This window comes from Carnobacterium sp. AT7, assembly GCF_000171855.1.
GTDB classification, from domain to species: Bacteria; Bacillota; Bacilli; order Lactobacillales; family Carnobacteriaceae; genus Carnobacterium_B; species Carnobacterium_B jeotgali.
In genome coordinates, this window is record NZ_ABHH01000009.1 from 38,926 (window position 1) to 56,978 (window position 18,053).

General features: G+C 32.5%; 20 protein-coding genes, 1 pseudogene and 1 riboswitch. Of the genes and pseudogenes, 8 read left to right on the forward strand and 13 right to left on the reverse strand.

Translation table 11 applies throughout. The features are described 5' to 3' along the window. Window positions 1–193: 193 nt before the first annotated feature. Genes CAT7_RS05075 through CAT7_RS05085 form a run of 3 tightly spaced genes read left to right on the forward strand, consistent with a single transcriptional unit; the run spans window position 194 to window position 2,923 of the window. Window positions 194–835, forward strand: a complete 642-nt coding sequence (locus CAT7_RS05075; RefSeq protein ID WP_007722674.1) for a YkyA family protein — start codon at window positions 194–196, stop codon at window positions 833–835. A gap of 23 nt (window positions 836–858) precedes the next feature. Continuing rightward, entirely contained in the window at window positions 859–1,707 is an 849-nt protein-coding gene (locus tag CAT7_RS05080) for a polysaccharide deacetylase family protein (protein ID WP_007722697.1), read from the forward strand. A gap of 4 nt (window positions 1,708–1,711) precedes the next feature. Continuing rightward, a complete protein-coding gene (locus CAT7_RS05085; RefSeq protein ID WP_007722699.1) occupies window positions 1,712–2,923 on the forward strand; it encodes a putative glycoside hydrolase in 1,212 nt (403 codons plus the stop codon). A gap of 330 nt (window positions 2,924–3,253) precedes the next feature. On the opposite strand, the gene CAT7_RS05090 is transcribed toward CAT7_RS05085, so the two are convergent. Next, window positions 3,254–3,460 carry a hypothetical protein gene (locus CAT7_RS05090; RefSeq protein ID WP_029277426.1) on the reverse strand — a complete coding sequence of 69 codons (207 nt, stop codon included), beginning with the start codon at window positions 3,458–3,460 and terminating at the stop codon, window positions 3,254–3,256. Window positions 3,461–3,650: 190 nt separating this feature from the next. Between CAT7_RS05090 and CAT7_RS05095 the strand changes: the two genes are divergently transcribed. Then, window positions 3,651–4,163 (forward strand): helix-turn-helix domain-containing protein, encoded by a 513-nt coding sequence (locus CAT7_RS05095; RefSeq protein ID WP_007722706.1) that lies wholly within the window; start codon window positions 3,651–3,653, stop codon window positions 4,161–4,163. On the opposite strand, the gene CAT7_RS05100 is transcribed toward CAT7_RS05095, so the two are convergent. From CAT7_RS05100 to CAT7_RS05115, 4 genes are all read right to left on the reverse strand, one after another. Continuing rightward, window positions 4,164–4,634 (reverse strand): DUF5626 family protein, encoded by a 471-nt coding sequence (locus tag CAT7_RS05100; RefSeq protein WP_007722709.1) that lies wholly within the window; start codon window positions 4,632–4,634, stop codon window positions 4,164–4,166. It abuts the gene before it with no gap. Between the two features lie 768 nt (window positions 4,635–5,402). Next, window positions 5,403–5,867, reverse strand: a complete 465-nt coding sequence (locus CAT7_RS05105) for a GNAT family N-acetyltransferase (protein WP_007722712.1) — start codon at window positions 5,865–5,867, stop codon at window positions 5,403–5,405. A 146-nt stretch (window positions 5,868–6,013) separates the two neighbouring features. Beyond that, window positions 6,014–6,472: a hypothetical protein gene (locus CAT7_RS05110; RefSeq protein ID WP_007722715.1), complete on the reverse strand. Its 459-nt coding sequence runs from the start codon at window positions 6,470–6,472 to the stop codon at window positions 6,014–6,016. After that, entirely contained in the window at window positions 6,469–6,666 is a 198-nt protein-coding gene (locus tag CAT7_RS05115; protein WP_007722718.1) for a helix-turn-helix transcriptional regulator, read from the reverse strand. The genes CAT7_RS05110 and CAT7_RS05115 overlap by 4 nt, the downstream gene beginning before the upstream one ends. 324 nt (window positions 6,667–6,990) lie before the next feature. Here CAT7_RS05115 and CAT7_RS05120 point away from each other — a divergent pair, with 324 nt between their 5' ends. Together CAT7_RS05120 and CAT7_RS05125 are read left to right on the forward strand one after the other, a co-directional pair. Then, the gene (locus CAT7_RS05120; protein WP_007722721.1) at window positions 6,991–7,323 is read left to right on the forward strand and encodes a PadR family transcriptional regulator; all 333 of its coding nucleotides are present in this window, start codon (window positions 6,991–6,993) and stop codon (window positions 7,321–7,323) included. Beyond that, window positions 7,316–8,140, forward strand: coding sequence for a hypothetical protein (locus CAT7_RS05125; protein ID WP_007722722.1), 825 nt, complete (start codon window positions 7,316–7,318; stop codon window positions 8,138–8,140). The genes CAT7_RS05120 and CAT7_RS05125 overlap by 8 nt, the downstream gene beginning before the upstream one ends. A gap of 263 nt (window positions 8,141–8,403) precedes the next feature. On the opposite strand, the pseudogene CAT7_RS12635 reads toward CAT7_RS05125, so the two are convergent. The 5 genes and pseudogenes from CAT7_RS12635 to CAT7_RS05145 form a co-directional block, all read right to left on the reverse strand. Further along, window positions 8,404–8,529: pseudogene (locus CAT7_RS12635) on the reverse strand (phosphopyruvate hydratase); the annotation flags it as partial. 190 nt (window positions 8,530–8,719) lie between these two features. Continuing rightward, window positions 8,720–9,922 (reverse strand): chloride channel protein, encoded by a 1,203-nt coding sequence (locus CAT7_RS05130; RefSeq protein ID WP_007722728.1) that lies wholly within the window; start codon window positions 9,920–9,922, stop codon window positions 8,720–8,722. An 82-nt stretch (window positions 9,923–10,004) separates the two neighbouring features. Further along, complete coding sequence (locus tag CAT7_RS05135) at window positions 10,005–11,180, reverse strand: cation:proton antiporter (RefSeq protein WP_007722729.1); 1,176 nt, start codon at window positions 11,178–11,180, stop codon at window positions 10,005–10,007. Window positions 11,181–11,256: 76 nt separating this feature from the next. Then, a riboswitch (Fluoride riboswitch) is annotated at window positions 11,257–11,332 on the reverse strand. A 132-nt stretch (window positions 11,333–11,464) separates the two neighbouring features. Next, complete coding sequence (locus CAT7_RS05140) at window positions 11,465–12,052, reverse strand: GNAT family N-acetyltransferase (protein ID WP_007722732.1); 588 nt, start codon at window positions 12,050–12,052, stop codon at window positions 11,465–11,467. A 200-nt stretch (window positions 12,053–12,252) separates the two neighbouring features. Next, a complete protein-coding gene (locus CAT7_RS05145) occupies window positions 12,253–13,245 on the reverse strand; it encodes an Rgg/GadR/MutR family transcriptional regulator (protein WP_156780516.1) in 993 nt (330 codons plus the stop codon). A gap of 89 nt (window positions 13,246–13,334) precedes the next feature. On the opposite strand from CAT7_RS05145, the gene CAT7_RS05150 reads away from it, so the two are divergent. Both CAT7_RS05150 and CAT7_RS05155 read left to right on the forward strand, forming a co-directional pair. Beyond that, complete coding sequence (locus tag CAT7_RS05150; RefSeq protein ID WP_007722739.1) at window positions 13,335–14,927, forward strand: ABC transporter ATP-binding protein; 1,593 nt, start codon at window positions 13,335–13,337, stop codon at window positions 14,925–14,927. A gap of 218 nt (window positions 14,928–15,145) precedes the next feature. Next, on the forward strand, window positions 15,146–15,487 hold the full coding sequence (locus tag CAT7_RS05155) for a hypothetical protein (RefSeq protein ID WP_007722742.1): 342 nt from the start codon (window positions 15,146–15,148) through the stop codon (window positions 15,485–15,487). 75 nt (window positions 15,488–15,562) lie between these two features. Here CAT7_RS05155 and CAT7_RS12535 read toward each other — a convergent pair whose 3' ends face one another. From CAT7_RS12535 to CAT7_RS05170, 3 genes are all read right to left on the reverse strand, one after another. Continuing rightward, the gene (locus tag CAT7_RS12535; protein WP_083790543.1) at window positions 15,563–16,015 is read right to left on the reverse strand and encodes a group II intron maturase-specific domain-containing protein; all 453 of its coding nucleotides are present in this window, start codon (window positions 16,013–16,015) and stop codon (window positions 15,563–15,565) included. Continuing rightward, window positions 15,928–16,836, reverse strand: a complete 909-nt coding sequence (gene ltrA, locus CAT7_RS05160; protein WP_007722750.1) for a group II intron reverse transcriptase/maturase — start codon at window positions 16,834–16,836, stop codon at window positions 15,928–15,930. Before ltrA ends, CAT7_RS12535 begins: the two co-directional genes overlap by 88 nt. Before the next feature lie 957 nt (window positions 16,837–17,793). Next, window positions 17,794–17,997 carry a hypothetical protein gene (locus tag CAT7_RS05170; protein ID WP_035019414.1) on the reverse strand — a complete coding sequence of 68 codons (204 nt, stop codon included), beginning with the start codon at window positions 17,995–17,997 and terminating at the stop codon, window positions 17,794–17,796. Between the last annotated feature and the right edge of the window lie 56 nt (window positions 17,998–18,053).

Genomic DNA, 18,053 nt, shown 5'->3' on the forward strand with positions numbered 1-18,053 from the left:
AGAGATAGTTTTTTATTTTTATTCCATTACTTTGTACCATTAAATAACGACTCGTATTGCTTTAGATATCAGGAAGCGTTTGCTATAATAGAAAAAGCGATTCATTTAAATCAGAACGTAATGTTACACTTTTTTTGACGTTCTTTTCTTAAATCGAATCTGGTTAAACTAAAAAAAGGAGTTTTGCATAAAAATGAAAAAAAAATACTTAGTCACAAATCTATTCGCAGTAGCCTTGTTTTTAACTGCTTGTGGAAACAATGACGTTGCAGAAGCATTAGATTCAACAACAGCCATTAAGTCACATGAAGATCAGATTGTAGGTGATTTAAACGCCATTACCGAACAAGAAAAAAAATTGCAAGGATCTTTTGAAAACACACTTGCTGAAGATGAAACCTTAAGCACATTCGCAGATGGAACTTCTGCCGTTTTTGAAAATGTTGATACGCGTTCGAATTCACTATCTGAACTAAAAGAAGCCACTACTACTATAAAAGAAGAACAAGTCCTTTTAGACAAAAAAACAAGTGATAAATTGCCACAAGTAGAATTAGACCAATTAACGACAACAATAGAAACGTTAACTGCTTCATTAGATGAGTACATCACTCATTATGAATCAGTATTAGCAGATCAAGAAACTTACTTCACAGATTTAGGCAAAGGAGAAGCCACATACGAAACACTTACTACTGGTATGGAATCAATTAATAAACAAGATGCCAAAACAAAAGAATTGCTTTTAAAGTTGGATAAACAACTTGTTGAGGTTCAAGATTCAAATAAGAATACAACGGCATCTCTGAACGAATTAAATGATGATTCAAAATAAGTAACGAAAAAGGAGTTCTAAAAATGAAAACTATTTTACTGGGAGTGTCTCTCATGAGTGCACTTATTCTAAGTGGCTGTCAAACATCTGGCGCAACTGACAATGATACGAGCAGCTCACTTACTTCTGAAACAAGTGGAGATCAATCAAGTATTTCAAGTGAAACAAGTAGTTCAGCTCAGAGTTCAATCGAATCCACTAAAGAATTGCCTACCGAACAAGAAGCTTACCGTTACAAGATAAATCCAACTACTTCAGTTGTCGAACCAATCGATTCAGAAACCAACCCAAAAGTAGCTCTTTTAACGTTTGATGACTCTCCAGATCAACATGCGGTAGATATAGCCAAACAATTAAAAACAATCAACGCCCCTGCTATCTTCTTTGTAAACGGTATGTACATAGAATCAGATGAAGGCAAAGACAAATTGAAACAAATTTATGACATGGGATTTGAAATTGGAAACCATACCCAAACACATCCAAATTTAAGTACCATCAGCTCTGAAGAACAACGTGAAGAAATTTTGAAAACCAATGAATTGATTTATGAAGTCACAGGTGAAAAGCCACACTTCTTCCGCGCACCACATGGTGTAACAACTGAAACCTCTGATGCCATTATGGCTGAAGAAGGCATGGTTTCTATGAACTGGACTTACGGATACGATTGGGAAGCAGATTATCAAACAAGCGAAGCCTTAACCGATATCATGTTGACTACAGAATATCTAAATGATGGCGCTAATTTGTTGATGCATGACCGTTCATGGACGAATGAAGCAGTGTTACCCATTGCGGAAGGCCTAGTTGAAAAAGGCTATATCTTAGTTGATCCTAAACTTATTGAAACACCTGAAAGAGAGGAATAAAAACATGAAATTAAAAACATCTTTTTGGTTTGGACTACTCGTTACAGCAAGTTTTGGATTCTCCCCTCTTGCTGTATCAGCAGATGAGAATTCTGAACCAACTCTACTAGAGATTAATGCAGAACCTATTCTAAGCACACCCGTCCAATTCCCATCAAAATTCACTTATGATAGTGGAATTGCTATTGACTATCCTGAAAATGGCGTAAAAGGAATTTACGTTACCGCCTATTCAGCCGGTGGAACAGATAAAATGAAAGAATTGATTAATTTTGTCAATACTAGTGGGTTAAACTCAATGGTTATTGATGTCAAAGACGATGTCGGTAATATGACTATGGATTTGAAATCTGAAAATAAGATCGTCCAAGATAGTACAAAGCATTACGTTACTGACCCAGCTGCTATGATGAAACAACTTGAAGAAAATGAAGTCTACCCTATCGCTCGGGTGGTGGTCTTTAAAGATACTTTACTGGCTGAAGCTAGACCTGAATTATCTTTTAAAAAAGCTGACGGCAGTGTTTGGAAAAATGCTAACGGCGATGCATTCGTAAATCCTTTTTCTAAAGAAGTCTGGGATTATAATGTTGAAGTAGCTAAACAAGCAGCAAAAATGGGCTTCAAAGAAATTCAGTTTGATTATGTTCGTTTCCCAGAAGGCTTTGAAAACGAAAGCAAATCATTAGATTACACTTTGGGTGATTACGAAACAAGCGATTTTGATGACGTTCAACAACGCGTTTCAGCTGTTAGTGATTTTGTGGCTTACGCTAGAGAACAACTTAAAGCTTATGATGTAGAAGTTTCCGTTGATATCTTTGGCTATTCAGCAACCGTTCCAGAAGCTCCTGGCATTGGACAAAACTTCTCTAAGATTTCTGAAAATGTTGACGTTATTTCTTCTATGATTTACCCAAGTCATTGGAACTCTTACTTTGGAATTAGTAAACCAGACTTAGAACCTTACAATTTAGTTGCAGAGTATATGAAAGTTGAAAACAAATTGCTTTTAGGTTTAGAAACACCTCCAAAATCAAGACCATGGCTACAAGATTTCACTGCTTCTTACTTAGGAGCTGGAAATTACCAACAATATGGTGCAGCTCAAGTTGAAGATCAAGTAAGAGCATTACACGACGCTGGAGTAAATGAATTTCTATTGTGGGATGCTTCTAATAGTTACACACCAGGTGTAACTTACAATATGGAATAATGGCTAACATAAAAACAATTCTCAAATAGATACTTGAAGAACCCCCTCTTAAATTGCAGAGGGGGTTCTTTTTTGCTCTATACTTTTAGTGTTGATAGCTAAATTTAGTTCATACTTATCATTCTGGAGGAATAAAATTGCTTGTAGCCCTATGAAGTATTCAATGCTGTTAAGCTGTGTTTGAGGCTTAACAGTTCTTAAGAATTTGGCTTAAACCAGGACTATTACAGGCAAATCCGTCTATCCCATAAATTTTTTTAAATCCCTATTAGTTGACAAAGAGGCTTCTATTATTGTTAAGTAATCGGTTAATCCTATTTCACAAGACAATTATAAATCCTGTTTTGTTTTATTTCTTCTTTTGACTCTTAAAACGCCTATTAAAGTGAATGCTACAGCAGGATATAATCCTGAACCGATAAAGTCTTTATTTACTATATACTCTATTAAAATACCAATAAAACTCGTAAATATCATTATCAGTATGACATTCGCATATGGCCGTTTTTCTTTAAATTTTTTATATTTAGTAAACACAAACTCACCTCCAACCGAAATAGTTCCTTTATTATATCTAAACGTCGTAGCAACTACTAGCAACCAACAGTTTACATCCTAGCAACTATTAGTTGCTAATACTTTTTTTCAAGAATTTAAGGCAATAAATGGTAGCCACCGACTATTCAATTATGTATGATAAAGAAAAACGAAACACAAGGAGGAAATAATGGAACTAGGAGAAAGATTAAAACAAAGTAGAACTAACAAAGGGTTTTCACAAACAAATGTGGCAGATCATTTAAATATTTCAAGACAATCTATCTCAAAATGGGAGAATGGGAATAGCCTCCCTGATCTAGCTAATTTAGTAAAACTAAGTAACTACTATGAAGTATCTATAGATGAATTATTAAAAGAAAATAAACAGCTTAAAAATAAAATCGAAGCAAATGAGCTCGAAATTGAAGATAAGAGTCAAAAGTTAAATTTTATTCGTGGCATAAGTCAAAATGATGAAGGTTTGGTATTATTAGGTCTCTCATTTCTTAGTTTCTTGATCTCACCTTTAGGGTTACTTATCTCACCTATTTTAATGATTAGAAATAAAAAAACAAACACACTCTACAGGTTGATCTACATAGCGTGCATTTGTTGTATAGCCTATAATTTATTTATAGGCTATGGCATTTTAAGTGATATTTTTGGTTGGGGGACAACTACTGTTGAGTATTTAGGATAATTAATACGTAATAGAAATTTTATTAGACTGTAACTTTGCTCTTAAATTGATTGAAGTTGTAAATAAACCTACTTTCCTTTTCAAATAGTAAGTAGATTGAATAGAACTATCTAATTTCAATTCTGCTTGTGTAAAACTTCCTGTATAAGCCACAATAGCAGGAGAATATGCTCTTGTAATTTTATCGCCACTCACTGTAATTTGGTAACTCGCTTTCCATTGACCAGCAGTAGAGGCTGCAATTTGGTAACTGCCATTTTTCACAGCTCTAAAATAACTAGGTATTTCTTCAATTTCGATAATCAGTTGCTCACCATCAGGGCTCAAACTTTCAAATGTTTGTGTCCCTCCAACTGCTAAATCATAGATCACTTCTTTTGTATCAATAGAATTAGCTTCTTCCGCCTTTACTTCTGTAACGTCTAGACTAAAAAAGATGAACCAACATAAAAGAACTACTAGTTTTTTCAATTAAATTCCTCCAAACATTTTTTTAATAACATCTATAATATAGCAGATAAAGTAGTGTTATTAACTAATTATTTTAAATAAATAACAACCAATTCAAAAGAAGGAACTAAATTGTCAGAAAAAGCAAAGAACTATCTTAAAACCTTCGCTTATTCCTATTTATCATTCGCACTAGTGCTTTTAGGTACAAGATTCATTTTTATGTTTAACAACAACTAAACAATAAAAAGTGCATTTAATTCAGCATTTTTCTTTAGTTTTATTTGGGCAATTCCCTCACTACTTATAGTTGTGGCAATCAATTTTTTTGTTATTAACAATAGAAAAAAAGTCCAATGAAAATAATTGATTTCATTGGACTTTATTCAAAGTATAAGCTTAATAAATCAATCTGAAGTTCAATATAATGCTTCGTGACCTTTTCATGTTTCTATGACCAAAGATCTCAATTAGCGCAACGTGTCCACGTTGTAATAGCGATAACGAAAGTTTTATACCGCTCATAACATATTTTCATAAAAAGGAGAACCTATGAATATAAAAGGAGTAAAACGAGAAGTTTTAAGTGCAGTTACTTTCTTCATTTTTATGTATATCTTTTTTTACTTTTTCCATCCTGGTAAAACTATTTATAATTACTTAATAGGCAGTATCATAAGTACTTCTTTTTACTCTATTGCTATGGTACTAGCCTATTTCAAAAAAATAAAGCGCTTTCCAATGAAAGAGAACCTTGTATTAACAAAAAAATATATCCTATTTTTAAACTTAGCTAGAAGTATCTCCGTGAAGTATAACTGATGAATTTGAATGCTCAAAACCATTGTTTAAATAAAATAATTCAGCTGGATAGCCTCGATCGGTATCTAATATTATAGTGGGTATACAACTATCTTTTAATTGTCCTTTGATAAAATTCAAGAATTTTGTACCTATCCCTTTCCCTTGATAATCATTTGAAATATAGAAGGAATCTAACTGGTATTCTTTTCCCATATACCAGGGTTTAATAAAACCTAATGCAGCACCCAATAAATTAGCTGTACCTTCTTCTCTAACGATATATCCTTTAAATGTGTTCAATTCAGTCATTTGGTTAACATAGGATGTAATTTGGTTATCTGTTAATTTATCATTCCAAGGCTCAGCTGAAAACACTTCGATATAAACATTTACCACTTCTGATAAATCACTTTCATTAAATTCCATAAAATAAATACCTTTATTTTTCATTCTTCAATCAACCTCCCTTAATTAAATTAAACATAGCACTATTTTAATCATTTTACCTTTTAGGAATATTTTTTTATAACAATTGATGCTGAAATAATAAGTTATTAATACTTGATTCTATTTCCTTACAAGTATTGTTTTTTTAATTAACTATGTTGACATTCTTTTTTTTCTATTTTTTTATCAATTCTATTTCTTATGAAGTCAGTAACAGGGATAGACAAAAACAGAATACTTGAAAATAATTGAATAACCCCACTACCTATTTTTCCATCTATAATTATTTCTTCAGGCCTAATTAAAAAAGTTTGGTAAGTCGTATATAGACCGATTAATCCCGTAATTAAACATAGCCATGAGAGAATCATTTTGTTATCATTTTTGCGAAAGTAAGCATTATGATAAACACAAATATTCACAAAAAATAACGCCACTATGTACACTATTATCAATATTTCTAGCTCTTTAGTTGCACCCCAATGAAAATCAAGAAATAAACCAAGAATGTAATTTAATATAATCAAACTAGCTAAAGAAATAAATGAATAATAACCATATTTATATCTCATTAATTTTTGGAATTCATCGTATTGTTTCACTTTCATTCCTCCCAAAATAAATCGTTTAATGTTAGATTAAATTCTTTACAAATCTCTATACATAAATTTATCGTCGGATTGTAATCTCCTCTTTCAATAGCGCTGATTGTTTGTCGAGTAACATTTACTGCATCTGCTAACTGCTGTTGAGACATATCTTTCTTAGTTCGTGCTACCTTCAATCTTAAATTCTTAGCCATATTATCACTCCCTATATGACATATATATTACACTAAGTAAATTATACCATCTATTTAAATGAGTACAACATGATATAGTTTCGCCGAGTATAATAAGACTTAGCTAGATAACTAAAAAAGCCATTCTGGGTACACTCATCATGTATTTCTGACCAAAGAATACATAGAAGTGATCACGAATGTCCTACACAATTTACTTATGAAATTTTTAGTATCTTAGCTTAATACAACTCAAGTCATTTTTATAAAAACAACTAGTCTGCTTTACAAGTTAGTAGTTTTTTGGTATAACTAACTTGTAAAGCAGACTAGTGGAGGAATGTCATGGACAATAAAATAAACTCTCAAATGTTAAAAGGAATTTTATCAGGTAGTATCTTACTTTTACTTTATCAAGAAGAATTATATGGTTATAAACTGAGCGAAAAACTTACAAAATTTGGTTTTACTGATATTCCTAAAGGAACGATCTATCCTCTTTTGCTCTCACTGGAAAAAAAGGAATTAATTAAAGGGACATTGCGTGACTCTGATACAGGGCCCAAAAGAAAATATTATTCTCTTACTGAAAAAGGACTAATAGAAAAAAATGAATTTACAGTGCAATGGAATAAGTTAAGAGAAAGTGTTGATAATCTAGTAGAAGGAAGTGAATAAATTGGAAAAAAATGAATTGATTGAAACAAATGCTAGCTTACAAGATTCGTTGACAAAAGAAAACGAAAAATACTACGGAAACCTACTTATTTATATTAGAACAATGGCTGTTTTTAGAGATGTGAAAAAGAGTGAAGAATTATTGCTAGAAGTGTTACGAGATATCCTAGATGCGCAAGAACAAGGATTTTCTGCAGAAGAATATTTTGGAGAAAATCCAAAAAAAGTCGCTGATGAAATCATTAAACAACTGCCCATTAACCTTTTAGATACTCTAAAGATAGTCCTAATAGCTTTAGCAAGTTATAGTATGTTTAACACTTTACCCAACCTTATTTTTCCAGATGAACCCCTAGATATCGGAAGCTTATTGATATGCGGATTCTATTGGGCTATTATGGTTATCTTTTCTCTATGGCTTTTAGGGATTAGCTTATATCGATTTAAAGACAAATTTTCTAAACTAGTTTTACTTTTATTAGTTGGATTAGGCGTCTCAGTTGGTTTTTATATTAATTTTTTAATATCTACGCCACTCAAAGTAAATCTTAGTGGTAATTTAGGCATAGTTACCATCATTCTTATATCTGGACTAATACTCTATCTTTTTTATAAAGAAAAGGATAGAAAATTTTGGGCACCTTTTCTTCCAATTTTACTTACTTCTGCTATTTTAGGAATTCTTACTAGGATAGACATTTTTTCAGAATTATTAAGTTCAAAAGAAGGTAAAATAGGTGTGGGTGTTATTTTAGGGATTTTACTTCTCCTTCAATACGTATTCATATTTTTTACTAGCAGGCAGTTAAACAACTAAAATTTCAGGTGATGCAACAACAATTTACTAGTGTCGACACTTTTTAAACTGATTGTCAATTCTATATATCTTTATTATTATATCCAATAATAAAGATAGCTATAAATAACAAACAGAACCTTGTTAAATTAAGGTTCTGTTTGTTTAATTCTACCCATTTCATATATTAATCTATTAATCATTTACTGTTTCAACTAAGAATTATTTTAAATTCAAAAGAAAATATTTTAAAAGAATTGGATACCCTTATCAATTTGTTCTTAGAAAATTTCTGGCTTAGTTACAAAAATGTCATGTCCTACTAATTGAATTAGATTACCCATTAGATTCATCATTTTTTTGAACCCATCCCAATCATGTTCAGATAAGCTACCTTCAATAGAAATAATAATATTTTTCTTGCTTTAATCAATTGTTTAGTTGCTGACAAATTATTTTCTTCTTTAATTTTAAAGAACAAAAAGGACATCTATTTATGATAGTTAAAGTCAAACCACCTTTGTCAATTGTGTTATTTATCAAACTAATAACAATAATTAATATTTCAAGCAATTAATGAGCATTTTACGTTCATCTATTTTAAAAGACTGTCTTTTGTCCTTTATAAATAGAATGATTGCCATTAAAAACATAAGAAATACAAACGGTTAAAAGAAAATAAGGTAGATAATTGAAACCAAAAACTTCTGCTCCGATTAGTGCAGGTGCAATAAGTGTATTTGTAGCAGAAGAAAATACACTTGCATAACCTAATGCAGCGACAAACTCTATAGGTAAACCGAATAAAGGAGCAAGCCAAACACCCAAACTAGCACCAATTGAGAAGATGGGTGTTACTTCTCCACCCTGAAAACCTGCGGCTAAGGAAAGAATTGTTAAAAGGAATTTTAAAAGCCAATCATATCCATAAATACTTCCTCCACTAAAACTTGCGGCAATTAAATTTGTTCCAAGACCTGAATATCTACCCATTTGGAAAATTAAAAGCAATAAACTAATTAAAATCCCTACAAAGAAAATTCGTTTACTTAAATTTGGGATTTTCTTTCCTATAAATTGTTTTGAGTAGCCTAAAACATAAGCAAAAAGGCCGCCTACAATCCCAAATATCATACCTAAGAAGATCATTTTAACTATAGTTTGACTATCCATCGTTACAGCAACATCTAGATTAACTGAAAATTTTTCTAGGCCTAAAAAGTGAGAGACATAACTAGCCACAAATGCAGCGATTAGGGCAGGAAATAACGCTAAATATTCTAATTTACCGACCACTAGAACCTCTAGTGCAAAAAATGTAGCTGCAAATGGGGTTTCAAATAAGCCACCAAACCCTGCAGCCATTCCTGTAATCAACATTATTTTTGAAGCATTTTTAAAAGGAATTTTCCGACCAATTGCATGAGAAAAAGTCGCACCAATCTGAACAGCGACACCTTCGCGTCCAGCACTACCACCAAATAGATGGGTTATCCAAGTGCCAATAATGGTTAAAGGAATCATTCGTTTAGGAATCTCGTGCAATTCTTCATTGCCTGCTGAAAAAACTAAACTCATGCCTTTATTCGTATTCTTTCCTATTTTTTTGTACATATAGACAATGATCAATCCAGCCACAGGAAGGAATGGAACTAAATAAATAAAATGACTATCTCTAAAACTGCTGATAAAAATAAGAACTTCTCCAAATAATGCATCTAACATTCCAACTACTAACCCAATAAATACTGCGACAACTGCGTATATCCCAATTTCTTTATACTCTACTATATATTTCCTCATGTGTGTATTCCTTTCATCCAGTATAAAACGAATTTTATTTTCCTATCGCTTATGATAGCGTAGTTATAAGAAGCGTAAAGTCTTATTTATCTAATAATTTTTTGTAAGAAAGATCTATAAATATTGCACCTAGTGGAGCAGTCAAAATAATAGCAAGAACAGCGACACTTAGAATAAGGCTACCTGCTGGCACACCCATCGCTAACGGAAGAGAACCAATCGCAGCTTGTACCGTAGCTTTTGGTGTATAAGCGCCTGCTGTAAATAATTTTTCTTTAGCTGTTAAATTGGTACCAGCAACACTTAAAAACACTGCTAACATACGGAAGATTAGAGAAATAAAAATCAATAGAACAACAAAAAATCCTGCTTCACTAAGTGCCGATATATCCGTTACCGAACCTACTAATACAAATAAAAAAACTTCTGCACCTGACCAAACTTTTGAAAATTTAATGTTAATTCTATTAGCTAAAAGTGGATATAACTTCAATATAATCCCGCCTAAAGCCATAACGCCTAATAGACCAGAAATAGGAAAAATCCCTTTCAAACTGTCTTCTAGAGAAACCATTAAAAAACAAACACTTAAAATCAACAACACTTTTACAGTATCGCGAACATGAAGATACTTGAATAGTTTAACCATAATGTATCCAACTAGAACTCCTAAAAGAATACCAAATAAAATCGCTACAGGAACCGAAAGTAATGAAAAGAAGTCAAATCTATTCCCTTGAAACATTCCCAAAAATGATGTGAATAAAACTATCACAAAAACATCGTCTACAGAGGCACCAGCTAGAATCATTTGGGGAATTCCTTTCGCTTTTCCATAGCCACTTTCGATAAGGCCAATCATTCGCGGAACCACAACTGGAGGGGAAACAGCTCCCAAAACAGCTCCTAAAATAGCCGCTTCTAAAGTACTAATTCCAAATAATAATGGGGCTAATATCGTTACTGTAATTATTTCAAATGTAGCGGGTAAAAAGGTCATTAAAATAGCCGGACGACCATTTTTTTTCAAGTCACTGATGTTCATGGTCAATCTTGCTCTAAATAATATAACAATCAATGCAATTTGACGTATATCAGCTGAGATAGATAAAATTTTAGAATCTAAAAGATTTAAACCATATGGACCTAAAATAATTCCAGTTAAAATAAGACCCAATAAACCTGGTAAACGGAAACGACTAAAAATTGAACTAAATATAAAACCAACAATTAATATCAAAGCTATACTTAAAAGCATTCTTTATTCTACCTCCTTCTAAATAAAAAAATAATTTGCTCACTCTCCACAAAAAAAGCTGAAGACAGACTGCGGCCTATGCGCAGAAGTCATCAGCTTTAATAAGCGGTTTAAGCAGTATGCTAAGGGAGACATTCATTCCCAAAATGGTATTGTTCTATTATATAATCTTTCATCTTACAAGTCAAAACGTTGTATAGTCAGTTGCTAGTATAGAATATTTGAAAATTACATATATATATTAATTATTCAGGTAAGGAATTACTAAAATGACTCTTCGTTATTTAATTTAAATCAGCATTTTTAGGATGGCTTGTTAAATAAGCATCTCTAGTTATTCCATAAAAATGGGTATCTACCATCTTACCTTTTAATTCATGCGCATCTTTAGTAATATTTTCGAACGTCATACCTACTTTTTTTAATACATTTCCTGAAGCTATGTGACCAGTATCATGACCAGAAGAGATATGTTCTAAACGGAGCGTGTTGAAACCTAGTGATAATATGCGTAAGCAGGCTTCAGTTGTTAAGCCTTGTCTCCAGTACTTTTTATTCAACATGTACCCAATTTCACCTTCATGCTTTTTATCCTCTACTCTAAACTCTATCACGCCAATCATTCTATGATTTTTTTTATGTTCTAACGCATAAAAACCTAATGGGGATGTTAAGTAATAATTCGCAATAAACTCTTTTGTTTGATGCAATGACGTATGTGGATTGAAAATGTATCTCATTGTTTCTTCATCGCTAGCGTATTCAAAAAAATCTGTGCCATCTTCCAAAGTTAAGGGCCTTAAAATCAAACGTTCTGTTTCTAAAATAGTATTTTCAGCTAGTAATAAAATACGGCTTTTTTGAGTTGTCATAAGTTCTCCTTCATCAGGTATTGATTCAGTTTATTAATAGAGCGCTATTAATTTTAAATGATACCATAATGGCAATACCTTTTTTAATTATTTATCGACTAAATTCTATAAAAAAATTCTACTTCTTTTTAAAATGGATTATACATAACTTGATAAAATCGAGATGCACTATTCATTCTAAATTTATTTAGCCAAAACATTTAAACTATGAATCCAATTTTGATTATTAGTTCTTGAAAATCTGGATCTAGATAACTTTTCGACCAAATAAGATAGCGCTTTCGGTAGTTTTCTTCTTGTTCAGTTAGCTTAAATAAACGGCAAAGTTCAAATACTTGTTCGCAATGCTCTTTTGCCTTTTCTTCTTTTTCTTGCGTAAAATCCAAGATCCCTTTATTAAATAAAAAATCTAAATGAGGTTCAATTAATAGGGTATTCTCCGATAGTTTTTTTTCGTAAATAGCAAGAGTTTCTTCTGCATAATCGTAGCGTTTATGTAGAATAAATGTAGAAAAATTATTTGACAAAATGCTAAATAGTAGATTCATATCTTGTGGAATCGATTGGTATAATCGGCTTTTTTTAATCGCTGTTTTCATTAAAAGATAGGTTGTTTCTACATCAAATACAAAACCAAAAATGGCGTAAATATATAATTCCATTTCTCCCCAGTCTTCCACTTTCATCAAGTAAGAAAGAACTCTTGGTTGATTTAGTATTCTTTTTTCTTTATCTAGAATAATAATGCTATCCACAAACAATACTAGGAAACTCATCCAACTATTCGATGTAGGTTTTTGATTTTTTAAATCAATAGCCAACTCTTCAAGTTTGTCATACTTTCTATTATTGAGCAAATTCTTTATTATATTAAAATATTTCTTTAATTCATTTTCTTCTTTTCTCAATAAGTAAAAATATTCTTCTGGTGAGGTGTTTACATTATTTAGCAATTCAATAAATGAATCAATTGAAATCATGGATTGTTCGTTTTCAAAACGAGACAATTGAGAAATTGATAGTGTATTTCCAGCAGCTTCTTTTAGCTTCATGCCTTTTGCTATTCGTATTTTCTTAAATGTTTTGCTATAATTCATACTTTCTCCCAACTTATTGCATATATGCAATTCTTTATTTTTATTAAGTATAGTTCGTTTATAATTTAGATACAAATAAAATAATTGTACATTCAATACAGTATCCTTTCATTTAAAACTAGACTTATACCTCATAATTACTAAATAATTTGTTCTAAGTGAAAGAATGACTAGGAGGAGAAAAAATGAAAAAATATATATTGCGTTTCTGGAAACATAACTTGTTAATTTTTGGCTTATTAGTCATCACTAATGTTTGTCTAACATTAGTGAGTGTAGTTATGGCTTCCTCTTTAAATGCATTAGTTGATCTTAATTTTACATTATTTTTTGAGACAATTTTAGCCAATGCGGCAATTTTTATGGTGTTTTTATTCTTTTCCTATATTGAAATCAATAAAAGAAGCCAAACAAAACAAAAAATGGCTACTGCTATTCGAACAGATGTTACAAAACGAATGGAACAGACTAGCTACTCAAATTTCCATACAAAATCAGTTGGAACATATGCTTCCTGGCTCAGTAATGACTTAAATACGATTGAAACAGTTGCTTTCGATCAATTTTATACCGTCTTAGGAGGAATGATTAGCACTTTTAGTTCCATTATTGCCATGTTCATCTTTCATTGGTCCATTGTTTTATTGACCCTCTCTATTACTATTTTAACAATTTTATTACCCATGGTGTACCAAAAGCTGCTCAGCATGTCCTCTTTATTCGTAACTGAAGAAAGCGAACGATTCTTAAGTAAAGTGACAGATACCTTAAATGGATTTGATACATTTTTTTCCTTTAATTTATTAGAAAATATAACAAAAAATACGAAAGAAGCATCTATCAAACTAGCTGATGCTAAAAATAATCGAGCTAAAGTGACTGCAAAGGTAGCTTTGTTAGGTACTTTTGGAAATATTTTAGGGCAACTGTCGATTATGAGTCTAACTGGGTTTTTAGTTTTTCAATCAATCGTCTCCATAGGTTCAATCATGGCAACCGGAGAGTTAGCTAGCAATGTATTTAATACCGTCGGAAACATCAGCCAACAAATTGCTGCCATTCGATCAGCTGACCCAATTTTTAAAAAGTTAGAAAGCATTGAACCTTCATTTGAGAAACCCACTGAAGAAATTAAACGAGTTGAATCAGGAATTTTTTTAGACAATTTAAGTTACGCTTACGGTGACAAGGTGGTTCTGAATAACTTAGACTTCTCATTTCAGCTAGGTGGAAAATATGCCATAGTTGGTGAAAGTGGTAGCGGAAAGACAACTCTATTAAATATTCTAAACGGCAAATTAACGGATTACGATGGTTCAGTCCAATTTGCAGGAAAAGAATTAAGTCTCTTATCTGGAAGGGAATTGCGTGAACATATTTTATACATGGATCAAATTCCGTATTTATTTGAAGGAACAATCCGCGAAAATATCACTTTAGATGAAGATTTTTCCAATGAACAAATTCATCAGGCCTTAAAGAGTAGCTATTTAGAAGATGTGGTAAGAAAGCTACCTCAAGGAATCGATACAAATATTGGTGATGCAGGTCGTCTACTTTCAGGCGGACAACGACAACGCGTATCGCTTGCTCGTGGTTTGGTTCGTGGCAAAAAAATCATCCTTCTTGATGAAGGAACTTCTAGCTTAGATGAAAAGAGTGCGTTAGAAATCGAAAACCAATTGATAAAAAATGACGAACTAACCGTATTAATGATCACTCATCAACTTCGCGAGTCAATTCGGAAACAATTAAACCAAGTCATATTTCTTTCATAAAATATCACCTAAAGAGGTTTGATAAAAAGTAAAAAAATGCACTTATTTCAAGCAATTTATATGAAAAAACAAAAAGGTTTAAGAAGCTCAAAATTAAATCTTAAGTAAAATAAAATAGTTAAAACTTGGTCATTCTTAATAAGAGAATGTATACTAAAATCAATTAAGGTTTTGTAATAGAAATAAAATAGACTAAACATAAAGGAGAGAAAATAATTATGTTTTTAGAAGAAGTTGGTCTGATATTGGTATTGCTTTTAGGTTTGGGAAGCTGGATTATTCCACTTTATAGTTTATCGAAAAAAGATTTTTCTTCAAATAAACTCACGGTCAGCTTAGGCCTGGCATTTCTTAGTTTATCTATACTTTTAATGCAAGTCATACAATGGGTTAGCCAGGGAGACTGGGCAACTTTGTTGGATACGTATGTCGCATTAAGAATGTGTGTCATTATTTTAATCTCTGGAGTATTGGCTTTCAATACATTCTTTTGGATTAGTTCTAAAAAAACAAAAAAAGAAAAAGGTTTCATTATCCAACTGAAATCGAGTAGGAGGTAGATAATTAATTTATCTACCGACCTCTCACACCACCGTGCGTACGGTTCCGTACACGGCGGTTCAATAATTTAAGTATCACTTACGCTCATATAGTAGGATTAAATCTTTTAATCCCCACTGTATGAGCCTTTTATTTGTTATCGAGCGGTGTAGAACTTCACTACGTGAAATACGCCAATACCCTTTACGGCTGGCTGCTGTTTTCAGTGCGTTATCGTGGTCTATTCCTAATCTTTTCAGTTGATTGTATCTAGTGGATACCTTTTTCCATCGTTTCCATATTAATTGTCTTACACGATGGCGCAACCAGTTCTGAGTTTCTTCTAGGAAGGATTTCATGAAGGAAATCTTATAATAATTTATCCATCCAACAATTACTTGGTTTAGTTGTGTTAGGATTTCTTTAAATGTCCCTGGCCGTTTTCGGCTTGTGAGATACTTTAGTTTATTTCGGAATCGTTGTTTTGCCGACTTACTAGGTCGGCATCCAACTTTCCCATATGGTTCATAATATGAAAACCAAGGAATTTTGCTTTAGTCGGAGTGGTGATACTGCTTTTCTTTTGGTTTACTGTAAGACGCAAGTCTTTTTCAATGAATTGAGTAACACTTTCCATTACTCGTTCGCCTGCACGTTTACTTTTAACGTAAATAACGAAGTCGTCCGCGTAGCGAATGAAAGCATGACCTCTCCTTTCAAGTTCCCTATCCAGTTGATTTAAATAGACATTTGCTAGTAATGGAGAAAGTGGGCCTCCTTGAGGAGCTCCGGTATCTGTCTCGATATAACTATCTTTGTCTAAAATGCCTGACTTTAGGAATTTCCATATCAGCTTTAGAACGATTTTATCTTGAATAAACCATTCTAGGTTTGCCCGTAATTTCTGATGGTGTATCGTATCGAAATAGCTTTTTAAATCACAATCGACTACTACCCGATACCCTTCTTTATAATACTGTTCTGCCTTTTGAATGGCCTGATGGGCATTTCTTCCTTTTCTAAAACCATAACTGTTGTCGGATAATTGTGGATCGATAATCGGATCAATCACCTGGAGAATAGCTTGTTGTACCACTCTATCCAATACAGAAGGAATCCCTAATAATCTTTTGGTGCCATCTGATTTTGGAATGGATACTCTGCGCACTGGTTGTGGTTGATAAGAACCGTCTTTCAATTTCCTTATAAGATGAGGATAATATCTCTTCATGTGACCTTCCAGTTGATAGACGGTTAGACCATCTAAACCTGGAGCTCCTTTGTTCTTACGAACTTTAATCATCGCTCTTTCTAAATTATCTTTATCTATAACTTTCTCGATAAGTGTGATACCATCTTGTTTTTCCATATCTATGCTACGTCCCTACGCACTCCTACATACTCTTTCGTTTCCAACTTATCCCTCTGTAGGTAGCCATCTCTTGGTCTTTACCTTGATGTTTTCTGCGATAGTGGTGACGTATTCACCTCCTTGTTTTCCCAAGATTATTATTGTTCAGCCCTTCAGAGAACAACGTTCTCCTACTATGGCGTCTGCTGACTTCTCACTATTCGTTATTACTACGAGCTTGCTCGCTAGTGAGACCTCCCCGGGTAAGAATGATAACCTTCCACTCATGTCACTGCCTCATTTACTGTAGAAGATTCGTGCAGTATTGGACTTTGCTTTGTTTAGCAAGCTCGTCCCTCTCCAGTCAGCCTTATATGAGGTTTCTGTTCGTCAGTGCGAGTGTTTGCGTCCGGCTTCCTTCAGATTCCACTTCACAATGGACACCCTTGCCATTCGCTAACAGTTCCTACTGCAAAGCCTGTTGTGGACTTTCACCACCAAGTTATCACCCATGCCGGGCGCACTAAAAGACCACCACTCTACTAATAAAGTGGTGGTCTTTTGTTTAGTTAGAGATATCACGTCTGTTTCAACTTTAATAAGGTTCTATAAACAAGACTTTATCCAACTTCATGTTTTTTTATTTCTTTTTATCCTTACTTAATTTATTAAATAATTTCGAGTAGAAATACCAATTAAAACAAATAGCAAAAAAAGATAAAAAACCAGGAATCCATATTAAGTTAGCTTCAAGTTTGATATATTTAACATAACTAAATCCAAGGACAATCAACAACACAATTGTAACCAGATGAATGAGTATTTTTATCGCTTTCATATTGTAATTCACCTATCCTTATAATACGTTTATTAGCAAATAGATTATGGCTGTTTCACTTGTAGAGCTCTAGAGTTTTTAATTACGGACTAATTTGTATTCTGTCTATACTTTGTAATAAAAATTGCAATAAACAATTATTTTTGTTTTTTATTATAACGTTTACGAAAATAAAATGGTAATCCCATCATTTGAATCAATAAACCGACTAAGATTAAATATCTACCTTTACTAAAATCTCCTGTTGCGGATACTCTGATATATCCAATTGAAACAATCATTAATCCAGTAAACTTATAAAATTTTTCTGATTTAAACGTAAATATCATCCCCTTTGACATTCATTCGCTCGCATGCCTTGATAATATGAGTAAAAATCTAATCAGAAGCTAAATAA

Coding starts and splice junctions, on each gene's coding strand:
- CAT7_RS05110 (WP_007722715.1), bottom strand. CDS start 6,472: ATGAAAGTGAAACAATACGATGAATTCCAAAAATTAATGAGATATAAA.
- CAT7_RS05120 (WP_007722721.1), top strand. CDS start 6,991: ATGGACAATAAAATAAACTCTCAAATGTTAAAAGGAATTTTATCAGGT.
- CAT7_RS05075 (WP_007722674.1), top strand. CDS start 194: ATGAAAAAAAAATACTTAGTCACAAATCTATTCGCAGTAGCCTTGTTT.
- CAT7_RS05150 (WP_007722739.1), top strand. CDS start 13,335: ATGAAAAAATATATATTGCGTTTCTGGAAACATAACTTGTTAATTTTT.
- CAT7_RS05155 (WP_007722742.1), top strand. CDS start 15,146: ATGTTTTTAGAAGAAGTTGGTCTGATATTGGTATTGCTTTTAGGTTTG.
- CAT7_RS05115 (WP_007722718.1), bottom strand. CDS start 6,666: ATGGCTAAGAATTTAAGATTGAAGGTAGCACGAACTAAGAAAGATATG.
- CAT7_RS05140 (WP_007722732.1), bottom strand. CDS start 12,052: ATGACAACTCAAAAAAGCCGTATTTTATTACTAGCTGAAAATACTATT.
- ltrA (WP_007722750.1), bottom strand. CDS start 16,836: ATGGAAAAACAAGATGGTATCACACTTATCGAGAAAGTTATAGATAAA.
- CAT7_RS05095 (WP_007722706.1), top strand. CDS start 3,651: ATGGAACTAGGAGAAAGATTAAAACAAAGTAGAACTAACAAAGGGTTT.
- CAT7_RS05135 (WP_007722729.1), bottom strand. CDS start 11,180: ATGCTTTTAAGTATAGCTTTGATATTAATTGTTGGTTTTATATTTAGT.
- CAT7_RS05170 (WP_035019414.1), bottom strand. CDS start 17,997: ATGTCAAAGGGGATGATATTTACGTTTAAATCAGAAAAATTTTATAAG.
- CAT7_RS05080 (WP_007722697.1), top strand. CDS start 859: ATGAAAACTATTTTACTGGGAGTGTCTCTCATGAGTGCACTTATTCTA.
- CAT7_RS05085 (WP_007722699.1), top strand. CDS start 1,712: ATGAAATTAAAAACATCTTTTTGGTTTGGACTACTCGTTACAGCAAGT.
- CAT7_RS05105 (WP_007722712.1), bottom strand. CDS start 5,867: ATGAAAAATAAAGGTATTTATTTTATGGAATTTAATGAAAGTGATTTA.
- CAT7_RS05130 (WP_007722728.1), bottom strand. CDS start 9,922: ATGAGGAAATATATAGTAGAGTATAAAGAAATTGGGATATACGCAGTT.